This window comes from Pseudomonas sp. B21-040 (assembly GCF_024748695.1).
In the GTDB taxonomy this organism is placed as follows: Bacteria; Pseudomonadota; Gammaproteobacteria; order Pseudomonadales; family Pseudomonadaceae; genus Aquipseudomonas.
The window spans coordinates 3790216-3804136 of the sequence record NZ_CP087176.1 but is presented as its reverse complement, the minus strand read 5'-3'; the positions used below and the strand labels follow the sequence as shown (position 1 = coordinate 3804136).

The following is a 13921-nucleotide window of genomic DNA, read 5'->3' as shown; positions in this document are numbered from 1 at the left end:
CATTGTGAGCGCCGGGTTTCCAGCTTCTACCGGTCTACCAACCCACGTATGGCCGCCACCCCTTCGTTTGGTAGCGAGGGTGATGGCTCCTCAATATTAGAAGTTGGAGTTCATCTATGTTCAAAGTAACACCTAACCCGCCGGACACCGATTCACCCGATACCGATCCGCCAACCGCCGAGTCAGTATCCCCGTACGAAACCCTCGACCCAAAAAAACTCCACGACGCAGCCGAACGCGCGCTGAACTTCTATCTCAATCCGGCGGCGCTCATGAACAACACCCCACGTAAACCCAGCACCATTTACATGATTGCCCCAGACGTCGACCATGAAACCTTGCTGGTTCAAACGTGCGAGAACATGGCGTCGGCCAGTGTCATGGCCAGCAACGTGGCGGCATCGCTAGAGGGGACTCATCGCAGCAACGTGCTGGCGTTGCAGCAGGTCATCATGTTGGGGGAGTTGGCGGTGAATCGAATGCTGGATAACTTCGTTCCGCCCAAGTAATCGCTGCATCACGTTGGCGGGGGAGCTTGCTTCCTCGCCAACCCGCTATCGATACACCTGCGGCGCATCCGCCGCATTCAGCTTCTGGATCACCCACGCGATGAACGCCGATACGGCGAGCGGCAACTGTCGACGGCTCGGATACAGCACGTTAAAACCGTAGCCGTGGGGCTGGTATTGCGGCAGCACCGGGACGAGCACTCCCGCCTGAACGTCGAGCCTGGCCATCATGGGCGGGAGCAACGCGATGCCGAGCCCGGCCACGGCGGCCTTGCGCAGTGCTTGCGCGGTATTGCCACTGAAGCGCCCGGCAACTTGCACCTCTTCCTCACCGTTGGGCCCGACCAGGCGCCACGTAGCATGACCACCGGGTTGCGCGGAGATCACGCAATCGTGGTTCAACAGGTCCTGCAGTGTGCTCGGTGAGCCGCGTGCCGCGATGTAGGACGGGCTGGCCACCATCCCGACGCTGCGAGGGTCGAGAATCTGACGACCGACATAGCCTGAGTCGCGCAAGGACCCGCCACGAAAGGCGACGTCAATCTGCTCGGCAATCAAGTCAGCCTTCACATCGCTGAGCACGAAGTCGAGCCGCACGCGCGGATGCATCGCCAGAAAATCGGTCACCCATTCCATCTGAAAGAAGTCGAAGAAGTCGGCCGGGGCCGCCACGCGCACCCAGCCGCTCGGCTCGTTGCTGCCTGTTAACAACGCCTGACCCGCGTCGAGCAGGCCGTCGACCGCGCCCGCGCAACGCTCATGAAAGTCCTGGCCGGCACTGGTCAGCGTGAGTTTGCGGGTGGAGCGTTGCAGCAGGCGCGTACCCAGATGCGCTTCGAGCTGCTGGATGCGCCGACTCACGGTATTGGGCGGCATGCCGAGGCGTCGCGCCGCCTCTGCAAAGCTGCCGCTGCGTACCACCTGCACAAACATGGCGATGTCATTGAGGTCGATCATGGCGGGTCATTCTTGTTGCTGGTGGACGAGTGCAATCCAATTGTATCGACTTATCAAGTAATCGCCTTGGCCCTATTGTTTCAGGCATCGGGTCGCAAGGCTCCCAACTCCGCATTGCAGGCAACCATCATGACCGTTCAGCAACAGCCTCCCATCGGCATCGCACCAGACGCCAAGCATCGCGCCATCAGCTACCGCACCACCGGCAGCGGGCATGGCTCGATTGTCCGACTGATGAGCCCGTCCGATCTCGGCCACCTGATCAAGCCATTTGTTTTCCTTGATCTGTTTGAAGGTGAGAGCTCATTCATCGGGGGGATGCCCATGCACCCACACTCGGGGATCGCCACCGTCACCGTCATTACTGAAGGCAATTTGCGCTTCGAGGATGCCGAATCGGGTGCGGGGACGATTGACTATGGCGGTGTTGAATGGATGCGCGCGGGGGGCGGGGTGTGGCATGGGAAGGAAATGTCGGTCGGGACATCGAAGCGGATTCAAGGCTTTCAACTGTGGGTTGCACTGCCGCCCGCGTTGGAAAACGCAAGTGTCGACAGCCAGTACCTGGAGTCAAACGTGATGCCTGAAGTGGGGCCGGCGCGGGTGATTCTTGGCGCGTACCAAGGTGTCCAAAGCCCGGTCCGCGCTCCGGCGGGCATGAACTACTTGCTGGTCACGCTTCCGGCCGGGCAGTCCTGGACCTATGTGCCACCGGATGGGCACGAATCTTTGTGGTTAAGTGTCAGCCGGGGATCGCTCGGCGCACCAGGCCTGGTCACGGCGGGTGAAATGGTTATCTTCGAACCCGGTAGCGGGGCAGTGACGCTGAAGGCCATGCATCAGGATACAGTTTTCGTGATCGGTTCCGCGGAACCTCATCCCCATGATCTTGCGCTGGGCAGCTACTCGGTTCACACCAACCCGCAGGCCTTGCGTGCGGGGGAGGCAAAAATTGCGGAGATTGGCGTTCGGTTGCGTGAGTACCTGCGAACGCCAAACCCGTCGGCGAGCGTGCCGGTTTTCAAGTAACCCCAGCGCCGGCGAACGCGTCGATCCGAGCCGTTATCCACTCACGGCCATACGCAAGCACGCTATCTGCCAGGGCGGTCGGAAAATGAATAAACCCGTGGGGACATGACGGCAACACATGCACCTCGACCGGTGCCGATTTGGTCCATCGTGCGGCTAATTCGATTGTGTCGTCTCTCAAGGGGTCCAGCTCGCCGGCAAACATCAGCGCCGGCGGGAAACCCGTAAAGTCGCCGTACAGCGGTGACAAGGGTGGCTGCCGGCGTTGCTGGTCATTGAGGTCCGGCGTCAGCCTGCGCAACGCTTCAACCATGCCGGGGCCGTCCAACACCAGCGTTTCAGGGGGCGCCGCACGCACGCTCGCTGTTCCCGTCAAATCGTAGACGCCGTAATACAACAGCGCACCGCTCACCCGTTGAAGCAAGTCGGGTGATAGCGCCAGCAACGTTGCCGCAGCAAGATGCGCCCCGGCCGATTCACCGACGACGATCACGGGCAGTCCCGCAGACTCTTCACAACTGTCATTCAGTAACCAGCGTGCTGCACACAGGCAATCCTCCATGACACCTTCAATCGGCGTCGATAGAGCAAGCCGGTAATCGACCGAGACGACCGTGACGCTGCAGGTATTCACCATCGCAACGTTGAAGTTGTCATCCATCTGCGCGTTGCCGATCACCCAACCGCCACCATGGAAATCCAGCACAACGCCCTTTGCTTTACCTCTGGGCCGGATGATCCGAACGGGCACTGAAACGCCGCCCACACTCACCACTTTTCTTTCAGCCTTGAGCCCATGCTTTCGCAATTTACCCGCGCCGCCGATTTGACTGGCGCGCAGCAAGGCCTGGATCACTCGAGGCATGAGGCGATTGCGGATTCGAAAGCGCGGCAACCAGGCGAGCTTCTTGTTGAAGTCGCGCACTTGCGCCAATGCCCGCTCGTCAGCAGGCCAAGGCGATTTGATCCCCTCGTTGGCATTCATCATCAGCGGTTGTTGCGCAAGATGGAAAAATTCAACGCAGCGGCGACGCAAAGCCACCCAAGGTAAGGCAGCAGAATCAACCCAGTGATCACATCAAGCTGCAACGCCATCACCACCATCACCGCGACCACCAGCCAGAGCAGCGTCAGGATCAACATTCCGGTGAACATGCGCTGCGCGCCGAAGAACACCGGTGTCCACAGCGTATTCAGCGCAATCTGCGCCGCCCATAACGCCAACACCTCCTGACTGCCAGGTATCAGGGTCAACCGGTACCCGGCCCAGGCGAGTAAAAGGTAGATCGTCGACCAAGCGACTGGAAACACCCAGTTGGGTGGGGTGAAGGCGGGTTTGACCAGCGATTCGTACCACTGGCCCGGTTTGAAAAAGAAGCCTGTGCTTGCGGCGGCACCGCAGGCTAGAAGAAAAACAAGAAAGGTCATCGGCGATCCTTGGCTGAGGGTAGCTCTTTAAGGCTGCAAGCCATGCCGGCAGCATTAAAGAGAGGACGCCCGGCGAAGGAAAAAGTTTGGATTGATCGACGACATTTCTCCGGTATCAAACAAACATCCGCAAAAGAATAGTTGCCAGGATCACCGTCGACGCACCGCCGATACGCGTGGAGATCTGTGCGAATGGCATCAGTGACATACGATTGGCCGCTGACAGAATCGCTACATCACCGGTGCCTCCAAGGCCGCTGTGGCAGCAGGTCACGATGGCTGATTCGATGGGGTACATTTTCATCAGGTTGCCGATGAAAAAACCTGCGACGGTCATTGAGACCACTACCGAAACGCAGACTAGAACGTAGCCGATAGAAAAGACTTTTACGACGCTATCGAGCGGAACATACAACATGCCCAGACCGATCATGACGGGCCAGATGAAGGCGGCGGAAACCAGTTTGTAGAAACTGTTCGCACCTTTTTCCAGTTTTTCCGGCAAGACACGCACGTACTTAAAGAGCACGGCGGCGAGGATCATCATGACAGGACCTGGAATTCCCACGACTTTTTCAAGCAGACCGCCCAGGACGAAGAAGGCGCAGATGATCAAGACGCCTGCACCCATCAGTCTGAAATCGAATACCGAGTTGCTCTCTTCCTTGACCTGGAATTTGTCATTCTCGTCCTTGGCCCGGATCAGTGATCCTTCGCCATTGAGGTGCGGGCGTTTGAGCGCCAGACGGGCCAGATAACCCGCGCAGATAATCGCCGCGATGTTGCCGACCACAGCGGCCGGCGCCAATTGGGCAACGTAGATGTCTGGCGTGCCACCGAGGATCGCAGAGTAGGCCAGCGACAGCGGCAATATCCCTTCACCAATCCCTCCGCCAATGATCGGAACAATGATGAAAAAGAAGGTGTGGTAGAAACTGTAGCCGACCAGTTTCCCTACAAGGAGCCCACTGCCCACGGCAGCCACGGTTCCGACAAGCAGTGGTATGAACATCCTGATCATGCCTTGAACCAGAATAAAGCGACTCATCCCCAGAATGCTGCCGACGACCAGGCTGGCAATGACGAAGTACAAAAAGTTGGCTTCCTTCATCAACATTTTTGTCGCGTCAATGGTGGCGGGTCCGAAGAAGCCATAGAACACAAGAATGGAGGGCAGCATCAAGCACAGAATGGCGCCGCCACCGATTTCCTTCAGGATCGGCAGACGTGAGCCCAGTTGGCCAAAAAACACGCCCATTGTCATGATGATGGCGAGGCCGCCGATCATGTTCTTAGGCAATAAACCCAAGTGGGCTGACAGATAAACGATCACCGCGATGCCGAGAAAAACCGGTAGCGGGATAACACCAATTTCATAGGCACACAGACTGCGCAAGCGCTGACGAAACCCGGTATCGCGGGTGTCCTCGATTTTTAGAGACGGCTCATAAGACTTGTTCATGGTGCTATTTCCTCATGTTGTTTTTATCGAGGATTCAGAAACTCACGGTTAACCAGGTGCTTGTTTCCACTCGGTAGTTCGATGCTATCCTTCGCAAATAACGAGATAAATAGCGGAACTATGAGGCGTATGAACACGAATCGTGATCAATTTCCCTTGCCGGAAGATCTCAAGGTCTTTCTCACCGTCATTCGAAAAAATGGCTTTGCCAGTGCCGCAGAAGAGCTCGGTTATTCACCGGCTTACATCAGCAAGCGTATTTCAGTATTGGAGTCGACGCTGTCTACAAAGCTGTTGCACCGCACGACAAGACGTATCGCGTTGACCGACGATGGCGAAAGAACCCGACTATGGGCAGAAAAGCTGCTGGGTGACCTTGACGATTTTGTGGGTGAAATATCTGAAGCGCGGCATGAACCCACGGGTTCCTTGCACATTTGCAGCAGCTTCGGTTTTGGACGCAACCACGTAGCGCCCGCCCTCTGCAAACTGTCGCAGACCTTCCCGAAACTCGACATCCGCCTAGACGTGTTTGACCGCGTCGTCGATATCGTCGGGGAGGGGTTCGACCTGGAGATCCGTGTGGGGGATGACCTGCCGGGTCAGCACTTGGGGCGAAAGCTTGTGAGCAACCGACGAGTGCTGTGTGCGACACCGGAGTACCTGGCGCGCAGAGGCATGCCTCGCTCACTGGATGACTTGAAAAACCATGATTGTCTGGTCCTGAAAGAGCGCGATAACGCATTTGGCGTCTGGAACCTGACAAAGGACGGACAGGAAGAGTCGGTGCGAGTCAGCGGCCCGTTGTCTTCCAACAATGGCGAGATCGTACTGGAATGGGCGTTGAGCGGAGGAGGGATCCTGTTGCGGTCGATGTGGGACGTAAAGCCGATGCTGGAACAGGGGCGTTTGGTGCAGGTACTTCACGAATACACCCAGAGTGCGAACGTTTGGGCGGTGTACCCCACAAGGCTCAGCCAGTCAGCGAAGTTGAGGGTTTGTGTCGAGTTTCTCGAAGAGTATTTTCGCAAGCTGTCACTTGATTGAGGTGTCGGCGGAGGACCAATTGGCAGTCCACCGCCAGCCCCTGATTGCGATTACAGCCAGGGATTTTCCGACAGGTGCCGGAATTCAAAACTTCTAATTTGCTCTGCACGCTGCAGGGTGGTGCCGATGGCATCAAGCCCCAGCAGCAACGATTGCTTGCGCAGCTGATCGATCTCGAAAGCAACGACCGATCCGTCAGCCAGTCGGATTTCCTGCTCGGGCAAATTCACGCTGATCTTCGCGGTTTCCGCGACGCTGATGCCCCCCGCAATGTGTTTCAGTTGGGCCTCAGACACTTGAATGGCGAGTACGCCATTGCGTTGGCAATTATCGTAAAAAATACCGGCAAAGCTGGTGCCGATAAGCGCGCGGATACCCACCTGCTTCAGGCCCCAAACAGCGTGCTCGCGGCTTGAACCACAACCAAAGTTAGGCCCGACCACTAAAAACGCCGCATCGCTCCACGCCGGTTGGTTGAGGATGAAATCGGGGTTCGGCGCCCCTGACTCAAGGAACCGCAGATCGAAAAACAGGCCTCGGTCCAACCCTTTGCGATCAATGCCTTTGAGGAACTGCTTGGGCATGATCACGTCGGTGTCGATGTTGGAAGCCAGAAACGGCGCGGCGCTGCCACTCACGGTATCGAAAGGTTGCATGTTTCAAGCCTCCAGGGCGAATGAACGAACGTCGGTCAAGTGCCCGGTGATCGCCGCAGCGGCCACCATGGCAGGGCTCATCAAGTGAGTACGAGCCCCCGCGCCCTGACGTCCTTCAAAATTGCGATTGGTACTGGATGCGCAGCGATCACCGGGTGCAAGCACGTCGTCATTCATGGCCAGGCACATCGAGCAGCCCGATTGACGCCACTCAAAACCGGCGTCAAGGAAAATTTGTGCAAGCCCTTCCTCTTCAGCCTGGTTGCGGACCAAGGTTGAGCCGGGAACGATCATCGCGCGTACATGAGTCGCAACACGCTTGCCGCGCACAACGCGAGCGACATCCCGCAAGTCTTCAATTCGAGCGTTGGTGCACGAGCCAATGAATGCGTGGCTGATCACCACATCGCTCAGCGGCATTCCCGGGGTTAGCCCCATGTAGTCCAGCGCTCGTTGCATGCCTTGGCGAAGAATGAAGTCTGGCTGTGCGGCGGGGTCCGGCACATGACCGCCCACGGGCGCGGCCTGGTCCGGACTCGTTCCCCACGTGACCATCGGCTCCAGTGCATTGACGTCGAGCGTCACTTCGCGATCGAAGTGCGCCCCTTCGTCACTGTGCAGCGCTCGCCATTTGACGACTGCCTTTTCCCACAACTCACCTTGAGGCGCGCGTGGCTTGAGTTGCAGGTAGGCAAATACCTTGTCATCTGGTGCCATGAAGGCGCCCCTCGCGCCGGCTTCAACGGCCATGTTGCAGATGGTCATTCTGGCTTCGACGCTGAGGTCTGTGATGGCCGGGCCGGCAAACTCGATCGCGTAGCCGGTGGCACCTGATGCACCGATGTTTTCAATCAGCGCCATGATGATGTCTTTGGATGTCACGCCGGGCCCAAGTATCCCGTTCACCGTGACGCGCAGAGTCTTCAGGCGCTTGTAGACAAGCGTCTGCGATGCCAGCAAGTGCTCGATTTCAGAAGTGCCAATGCCGAAACCGAATGCCCCCAATGCACCATAGGTGGTGGTGTGGCTGTCACCCGCGGCGACCACCATTCCGGGCAATATAAAGCCTTGCTCGGGCGCGACAACGTGTTCGATACCCTGGCGCTTGTCGAGCACGTCAAACAGTTCGATACCGAAGTCACGGCAGTTTTCTTCGAAGTACGACACCTGCTGTGCGCCACCTGAGTCCGGCATGGTCGCAATGCGAACGGGGGTTGTCGGGTTAACGTGGTCGACAACCGCCAGCGTTGCACTCGGGCGCCAGACGCTGCGGCCCGCTTCACGCATGCCGCTGAATGCCTGCGGACTGGTGTATTCGTTGGCGACTTGTCGGTCTATGTACAGGAGCACATGACCTTCATCATCAAGAGGGCAAACGGTGTGGCTGTCGATGTGCTTCTGATAGAGGGTTCTGGGGCTATTCATGGGGACGGGCTCTTTCTCTGTCTTATGCGAGATCACGGATTCAACCTGTGAACAGCATATTCATCGCAGATATTGCATCAAGAGCACTAAAGTGAAGGCGTTACACACGTAATGTGAATAATCAACGCCCCCATCCGACTGGCTACACCCGCTTCGCCATCAACAACACCGAAGCCGCCGCCGACAGCAACCCCGCGCAGCACCGGTTAAACATCCGCTTGCCGGAAGGCTCGGCAAACCAGCGACGCATGTGCAAACCCATGTAGGCGTACGCACTGATCGCGATCCATTCCAGTACCAAAAACAACGCACCGAGCAACGCGAATTGCGGCGTCACTGCGCGGGTCGGATCGACGAATTGGGGCAGGAACGCGGTGAAGATCAGGATGGCCTTGGGATTGCCGGCCGCCACCAGGAACTCCTGCCGCGCCAGGGCCAGTACACCGACGGGCGCGCGGGTGTCGACACGCTCGGCGCCAGGGTCGGCGCGCCACAATTGCCAGGCGAGGTAAAACAGATAGGCCGCGCCGAGAATCTTGATCCCGTAGAACAGCAGCTCGGAGGTTTGCAGCACCACCGCCAACCCGGCGGAGGCGAGGGCGATCATCCCGGCAAACGCCAGCAACCGACCGATCCCGGCCACGCAGGAGGCGCGATAGCCGTAACGCGTCGAGTTGCTGACCGACAGCAGGTTATTCGGGCCGGGCGCCATGTTCAGGGCAAAGCAGGCGGGCAAAAAAAGCGTGAGGGTGGCGAGGTCCATGGCGAGTCTCCGGGAGCGAGAGCGCTATTTTTATCATGGAGGTTGTACGGTTTTCCCCGTACAGCCGTGGACGCAAGCCGCAGTACACTTTCGTTACTTGGCAAATTTTCTCGCGCCCGCCACACAGAAAATCACCGCTACCGTAACCCCGAGCATGCCGATGCTGACCTGTTCGTGCAGTAATGTCGCCGCCAGCGCCAAGCCAAAAAACGGCTGCAGCAGTTGAAGTTGTCCCACCGCCGCAATCCCGCCCTGCGCCAGCCCGCGATACCAGAACACAAAACCGATCAGCATGCTGAACAGCGACACATACGCCAGGCTGAACCAGGCCGGTGTGCTGATGTGGGTGAACGAGGCGGGCAGGCGCCACCAGGTCAATGCCGCCATGACCGGCAACGCCAGCACCAGTGCCCAGCTAATCACTTGCCAACCGCCGAGCGTCCGGGACAGCTTCGCGCCTTCGGCATACCCCAGGCCGCAGGCGAGGATCGCCAACAGCATCAGGATGTCGCCTTGCGGCGAGGCGGTCAGGCCCTGTAACACGGCGAAGCCGACCACCAACAGACTGCCCAACACCGAGAACAGCCAGAATACCGGTCGCGGCCGCTCGCCACCGCGCAAGACCCCGAACACCGCAGTCGCCAGCGGCAGCAGGCCAACGAACACGATGGAATGCGCCGACGTCACGTATTGCAGGGCCAGCGCGGTCAACAGCGGAAACCCGACCACCACGCCCAGTGCCACGATGATCAAGGGCAGTAATTGGCTTCGTGCCGGGCGCTTTTCCTTGAATATCAGCAGCAGGCAGAGCGCCAGAAGGGCGGCGATGGTGGCACGGGCGACCGTGAGGAAAACGGGGTCGAATTCCAGTACCGCCACCCGTGTCGCGGGCAGCGAGCCGCTGAAGATCACGACTCCGATCAGGCCATTGATCCAGCCGCGGGTCTGATTTTCCAGGGGGCGGTTAACCAGCGTCCGGTTTTGCAGCTCAGAAGTGCGTTCCATTTCATTCACGCTCAAGGTCGGGTTGCATGAAACCCATCGTATGACCGAGTATCGATACAATCAAAAAATTGTCATGGATACATCCCGACATGCCGCGCTCCCGATACAAGTCGCTGGTCGACACCTTTGCCGCTGATATTCGCGCTGGCCGTCTACCTCCTGGTACGCGCTTGCCCACGCACCGGCAACTGGCTGCCACCGAAGGGTTGGCATTGGTTACGGCCAGCCGGGTCTATGCAGAGCTCGAAGCCATGGGGCTGGTCAGTGGTGAAACGGGGCGGGGCACGTTCGTCCGGGAAACCTCGCTGTTGCCCGGCCAGGGCATCGAACAACCCGACGTGGCGGCGGGGATGATCGATCTCAATTTCAACTATCCCTCGGTGCCGGGGCAGGCGGACCTGTTGCGCCAGGCATTGCGCCAACTCGCGCTGTCCGGTGACCTGGAGGCGCATTTGCGCTACCAGCCGCATGCAGGCCGCCTGCATGAGCGGGCCTCGATTGCGCGGCACTTGTTGACGCGAGGACTGACGGTCGAGGCCGAGCAGATTCTGATTGTCAGTGGGGCTCAGCATGGATTGGCGGTGACCCTGATGGCGTTGCTCAAACCCGGTGACGTGATCGCGGCTGACGCGTTGACCTACCCCGGGTTCAAGCTGCTGGCCGAGGCGTTGCATCTTGAAGTGGTGCCCATTCCTGTCTCCGATCAGGGGCCTGATCTCGATGCCTTCGCCGGGCTCTGCCGCAGCCGCTCGGTGCGCGCGGTCTACACCATGCCGACGCTGCACAATCCGCTGGGATGGGTGATGCCGGCGGATCAGCGCGCCCGGTTGGTGGCAATTGCGCGTCAGCATGACCTGCTGATCATTGAAGACGCTGCGTACGCGTTTCTCGCAGAAGAGGCGCCACTGCCCATCGTCGAGTTGGCACCGGAAAGAACGGTCTACGTTTCAGGGTTTTCCAAGAACATCGCCACCGGGTTGCGCGTCGGTTTCGTCGCCGCGCCTGCGCACTGGGTGGAGGCATTGAAGCGCACGATCAAGGCCACCACCTGGAACACCCCCGGCGTGATGACAGCCATCGCCTGCGCATGGCTCGACGATGGAACCGTCAGTACGCTGGAAGCGCAAAAACGCGCGGATGCCCAGGCCCGGCAGACTTTGGCCGGTGAGGTGTTGGCGGGGTTGCGCGTGGTCAGCCATCCCTCGTCCTATTTTCTTTGGCTGCCGCTGGCGGAGGATGCAAGGGCGGACCAGATCGCCATGGCCTTGATGCGCGAGCACGTGTCGGTGTCCACCGCCGAGCCGTTTGCCACCTCTGTTCATGTGCCCCATGCGATCCGCCTCGCACTCGGCTCGGTGGGCATGGACACGCTGCGGGAGGCGCTGATGGCGGTGAAGCGAGTAGTGGGGGCTTATACCTGACGAAACTGGCCGAACGGCGTTAGTTTTGCAATTGAGAATGATCTAGACTTCGTTTTCATTTGCCGGAGGTCCGTCGCGCGTGGAAGTTCTGATGTTTTTTTATGATTATTTGTCCCGATGGGTGATTGAGCCGGTCGCCGACCAGTTTTTCGGCATTTTCGATTTGAACGGCCGCTTCGGCCTGCTGTTTCTCATGACTTCCTACAGCGTCGCCTATGGGCTGTTCTGCTACCGCAAATCCCGTGGTTTGACCGACGCCTCTACGTTCTGGCAATTCATCGGTGGCCGCCGGGTTCACCTGCATCGCTCGGCGTTGCTGGATTACCGCTACTACTTCGTCCGCGCCATTTTGAAAGTCATGCTGGTGCTGCCCATCTTCGGCCTGGTGGACGCCTATATCCTGCGCTCCGGCGACTACGTGCATTTTTTCACTGAGCTGTGGGGCGCGCGCCTGCAAGTCGAGGAACACCCCGTGTTGTCGCTGACCTATGGCCTGGGTGTGTTCATGGTCAAGGATTTCGCCAACTATTGGGGCCATCGCGCCTTTCACTCCCGCTGGCTGTGGGACTTTCACAAGGTCCATCACTCGGCGCCGGTGCTGGTCCCGGCAACCGCCAGCCGAATCCACTTCGTGGAAAAAATAGTCGAGAAGGTGACCAATACGCTGTGCATCGGTGCCTTTGCCGGGATCTTCTGGTACGCCTGTGGCGGCGAAATCAGCCGCTACACCTTGTTTGGCGTGACCTGGATGGTGCTGATCCTCAACGGCTTTGCGGCCAACCTGCGCCATACCCATGTCTGGCTGTCGTTTGGGCCGGTGATCGAACATGTGCTGAACAGCCCGGCCCAACACCAGATTCATCACAGCGATGCGCCGAAACACTTCAACAAGAACTTTGGCATCAACCTGTCACTCTGGGACTGGATGTTCGGCACGCTTTACGTCACCACCCCCCAGCCCGAAGCGCTCCGCTTTGGCACTGGCGATGCGGATCACCAGCGTTACCTGACGGTGTACAGCCTGATCGTGACGCCTTTCATGGACATCGCCCGCAAAATCGGCCTGGCGAAGCGTCCGAGGGCCGCTGTGCCAGAGGCTGTCGACGTACCTTAGGGGGGGCCTCTTCGGTAAACGCACACCACCTATCAAAACCATGACCTACGCTTGTTCACAGACGCCTGTTCAGTGAGCAACACTTGCGCTTGGGCGAGAGTTAATCAGCACTCACAAAAACAAGATCAGGAGACCGCTTATGTTTGCTGCGATCCGTCGTTTCAATTATGCCGTTGCCGTGGCTATTACCGCTGCCGCGCTCTCGACACCTGCCATGGCGCTGGACACCGTTAAGTTCATGGCCCCGGGGTCGGTCGGTGGCGGCTATGACCAGACTGCCCGCCAGTTGGGCAAAGCCTTGATCGAAGCCGGTGTCGCCAAAAGCGCCACCTACGAAAACAAGGGCGGCGCCGGCGGTACGCTGGGGCTGGCGCAGTTTGCCAATAGCACCAAGGGTGATGGCGAAGCGTTGCTGGTGGTCGGCGCAATCATGGTCGCGGGCATTGAGCAGAACAAACCGCAAATCACCTTGAAGGACGTGACGCCGATTGCCCGACTGTTCACGGAGTACAACGTGATTGCCGTGCGCAAGGAATCCGAGTTCAAAACCCTTGAAGAGCTGCTTGCAGCCTTTAAAGACAAACCGACCAGCATCACCTGGGGTGGCGGTTCCAAGGGCTCGATCGATCACATCGGGATCGCCGAACTGGCCGGCAAAATGAATATCCCGGTCGATAAGGTCAACTACATCGCTACCGGCGGTGGCGGCGAAGTGGTTGCCCAGGCATTGGGCGGCCAGATCAAAGTGATCACCGGGGGGTATGCGGAGTTGGGCCAATACATCAAGGCCGGTCAGTTTCGTGTGCTCGCCATTGGTGCTCCGGCACGCGTTGCCGGGATCGATGCACCGACCCTCAAGGAGAAAGGCTACGACGTGACGATCGGCAACTGGCGCGGTATCTACGGTGCCGGGGGCTTGAGCCCCGAGCAGCGCCAGACGCTGACCGACGCCGTGGTGGCGGCCGCCAAGAGCAAATCCTGGCAGGACAATATTCAAATCAACGCATGGTCGCCGAGTATTTTGACCGGCGATGAATTCGGCAAGTTTGTTGACGAAGAACACGTGCGCCTACGGGAGATGCTGGTCAAAGTCGGGCTGATTTGA

14 protein-coding genes are annotated in these 13921 nt (G+C 58.8%); 6 read left to right on the top strand and 8 right to left on the bottom strand.

Annotated features, from left to right (window positions below; all coding sequences use genetic code 11):
* Positions 1-116 precede the first annotated feature (116 nt).
* A complete protein-coding gene (locus LOY55_RS17395; protein WP_109786567.1) occupies positions 117-509 on the top strand; it encodes a DUF6124 family protein in 393 nt (130 codons plus the stop codon).
* A gap of 45 nt (positions 510-554) precedes the next feature.
* Here LOY55_RS17395 and LOY55_RS17390 read toward each other — a convergent pair whose 3' ends face one another.
* Positions 555-1466, bottom strand: a complete 912-nt coding sequence (locus LOY55_RS17390; protein ID WP_109786566.1) for a LysR family transcriptional regulator — start codon at positions 1464-1466, stop codon at positions 555-557.
* 129 nt (positions 1467-1595) lie between these two features.
* Between LOY55_RS17390 and LOY55_RS17385 the strand changes: the two genes are divergently transcribed.
* Complete coding sequence (locus LOY55_RS17385) at positions 1596-2495, top strand: pirin family protein (RefSeq protein ID WP_258668352.1); 900 nt, start codon at positions 1596-1598, stop codon at positions 2493-2495.
* Here the strand turns inward: LOY55_RS17385 and LOY55_RS17380 are convergent.
* The 3 genes from LOY55_RS17380 to LOY55_RS17370 all read right to left on the bottom strand — a co-directional run bounded on the left by LOY55_RS17380 (position 2488) and on the right by LOY55_RS17370 (position 5385).
* Positions 2488-3483 (bottom strand): alpha/beta hydrolase fold domain-containing protein, encoded by a 996-nt coding sequence (locus tag LOY55_RS17380; RefSeq protein ID WP_046032083.1) that lies wholly within the window; start codon positions 3481-3483, stop codon positions 2488-2490. The genes LOY55_RS17385 and LOY55_RS17380 overlap by 8 nt on opposite strands.
* Positions 3483-3923, bottom strand: coding sequence for a tryptophan-rich sensory protein TspO (gene tspO, locus LOY55_RS17375; protein ID WP_046032084.1), 441 nt, complete (start codon positions 3921-3923; stop codon positions 3483-3485). The genes LOY55_RS17380 and tspO overlap by 1 nt, the downstream gene beginning before the upstream one ends.
* Positions 3924-4038: 115 nt before the next feature.
* The gene (locus tag LOY55_RS17370) at positions 4039-5385 is read right to left on the bottom strand and encodes a 2-hydroxycarboxylate transporter family protein (protein WP_046032085.1); all 1347 of its coding nucleotides are present in this window, start codon (positions 5383-5385) and stop codon (positions 4039-4041) included.
* A 129-nt stretch (positions 5386-5514) separates the two neighbouring features.
* Between LOY55_RS17370 and LOY55_RS17365 the strand changes: the two genes are divergently transcribed.
* The gene (locus tag LOY55_RS17365; RefSeq protein WP_046032086.1) at positions 5515-6432 is read left to right on the top strand and encodes a LysR substrate-binding domain-containing protein; all 918 of its coding nucleotides are present in this window, start codon (positions 5515-5517) and stop codon (positions 6430-6432) included.
* Between the two features lie 50 nt (positions 6433-6482).
* On the opposite strand, the gene leuD is transcribed toward LOY55_RS17365, so the two are convergent.
* The 4 genes from leuD to LOY55_RS17345 form a co-directional block, all read right to left on the bottom strand.
* The gene (gene leuD / locus LOY55_RS17360) at positions 6483-7088 is read right to left on the bottom strand and encodes a 3-isopropylmalate dehydratase small subunit (protein WP_258665944.1); all 606 of its coding nucleotides are present in this window, start codon (positions 7086-7088) and stop codon (positions 6483-6485) included.
* A gap of 3 nt (positions 7089-7091) precedes the next feature.
* The gene (leuC, locus tag LOY55_RS17355; RefSeq protein WP_258665942.1) at positions 7092-8513 is read right to left on the bottom strand and encodes a 3-isopropylmalate dehydratase large subunit; all 1422 of its coding nucleotides are present in this window, start codon (positions 8511-8513) and stop codon (positions 7092-7094) included.
* A gap of 142 nt (positions 8514-8655) precedes the next feature.
* A complete protein-coding gene (locus LOY55_RS17350; protein WP_223523592.1) occupies positions 8656-9276 on the bottom strand; it encodes a LysE family translocator in 621 nt (206 codons plus the stop codon).
* Between the two features lie 93 nt (positions 9277-9369).
* Entirely contained in the window at positions 9370-10281 is a 912-nt protein-coding gene (locus LOY55_RS17345; RefSeq protein WP_258665939.1) for a DMT family transporter, read from the bottom strand.
* A gap of 89 nt (positions 10282-10370) precedes the next feature.
* Here LOY55_RS17345 and LOY55_RS17340 point away from each other — a divergent pair, with 89 nt between their 5' ends.
* From LOY55_RS17340 to LOY55_RS17330, 3 genes are all read left to right on the top strand, one after another.
* Positions 10371-11702, top strand: coding sequence for a PLP-dependent aminotransferase family protein (locus LOY55_RS17340; RefSeq protein WP_258665938.1), 1332 nt, complete (start codon positions 10371-10373; stop codon positions 11700-11702).
* A gap of 91 nt (positions 11703-11793) precedes the next feature.
* The gene (locus LOY55_RS17335; RefSeq protein WP_258665936.1) at positions 11794-12816 is read left to right on the top strand and encodes a sterol desaturase family protein; all 1023 of its coding nucleotides are present in this window, start codon (positions 11794-11796) and stop codon (positions 12814-12816) included.
* A 139-nt stretch (positions 12817-12955) separates the two neighbouring features.
* Entirely contained in the window at positions 12956-13921 is a 966-nt protein-coding gene (locus LOY55_RS17330) for a tripartite tricarboxylate transporter substrate binding protein (RefSeq protein WP_223523586.1), read from the top strand.

Bases quoted from the DNA above. Each gene is read 5' to 3' on its own strand.
- LOY55_RS17335 (WP_258665936.1), top strand. From the start codon at position 11,794: ATGTTTTTTTATGATTATTTGTCCCGATGGGTGATTGAGCCGGTCGCC.
- LOY55_RS17395 (WP_109786567.1), top strand. From the start codon at position 117: ATGTTCAAAGTAACACCTAACCCGCCGGACACCGATTCACCCGATACC.
- LOY55_RS17390 (WP_109786566.1), bottom strand. From the start codon at position 1,466: ATGATCGACCTCAATGACATCGCCATGTTTGTGCAGGTGGTACGCAGC.
- leuC (WP_258665942.1), bottom strand. From the start codon at position 8,513: ATGAATAGCCCCAGAACCCTCTATCAGAAGCACATCGACAGCCACACC.
- LOY55_RS17345 (WP_258665939.1), bottom strand. From the start codon at position 10,281: ATGGAACGCACTTCTGAGCTGCAAAACCGGACGCTGGTTAACCGCCCC.
- LOY55_RS17380 (WP_046032083.1), bottom strand. From the start codon at position 3,483: ATGATGAATGCCAACGAGGGGATCAAATCGCCTTGGCCTGCTGACGAG.
- LOY55_RS17370 (WP_046032085.1), bottom strand. From the start codon at position 5,385: ATGAACAAGTCTTATGAGCCGTCTCTAAAAATCGAGGACACCCGCGAT.
- LOY55_RS17350 (WP_223523592.1), bottom strand. From the start codon at position 9,276: ATGGACCTCGCCACCCTCACGCTTTTTTTGCCCGCCTGCTTTGCCCTG.
- tspO (WP_046032084.1), bottom strand. From the start codon at position 3,923: ATGACCTTTCTTGTTTTTCTTCTAGCCTGCGGTGCCGCCGCAAGCACA.
- LOY55_RS17340 (WP_258665938.1), top strand. From the start codon at position 10,371: ATGCCGCGCTCCCGATACAAGTCGCTGGTCGACACCTTTGCCGCTGAT.
- LOY55_RS17330 (WP_223523586.1), top strand. From the start codon at position 12,956: ATGTTTGCTGCGATCCGTCGTTTCAATTATGCCGTTGCCGTGGCTATT.
- LOY55_RS17385 (WP_258668352.1), top strand. From the start codon at position 1,596: ATGACCGTTCAGCAACAGCCTCCCATCGGCATCGCACCAGACGCCAAG.
- LOY55_RS17365 (WP_046032086.1), top strand. From the start codon at position 5,515: ATGAACACGAATCGTGATCAATTTCCCTTGCCGGAAGATCTCAAGGTC.
- leuD (WP_258665944.1), bottom strand. From the start codon at position 7,088: ATGCAACCTTTCGATACCGTGAGTGGCAGCGCCGCGCCGTTTCTGGCT.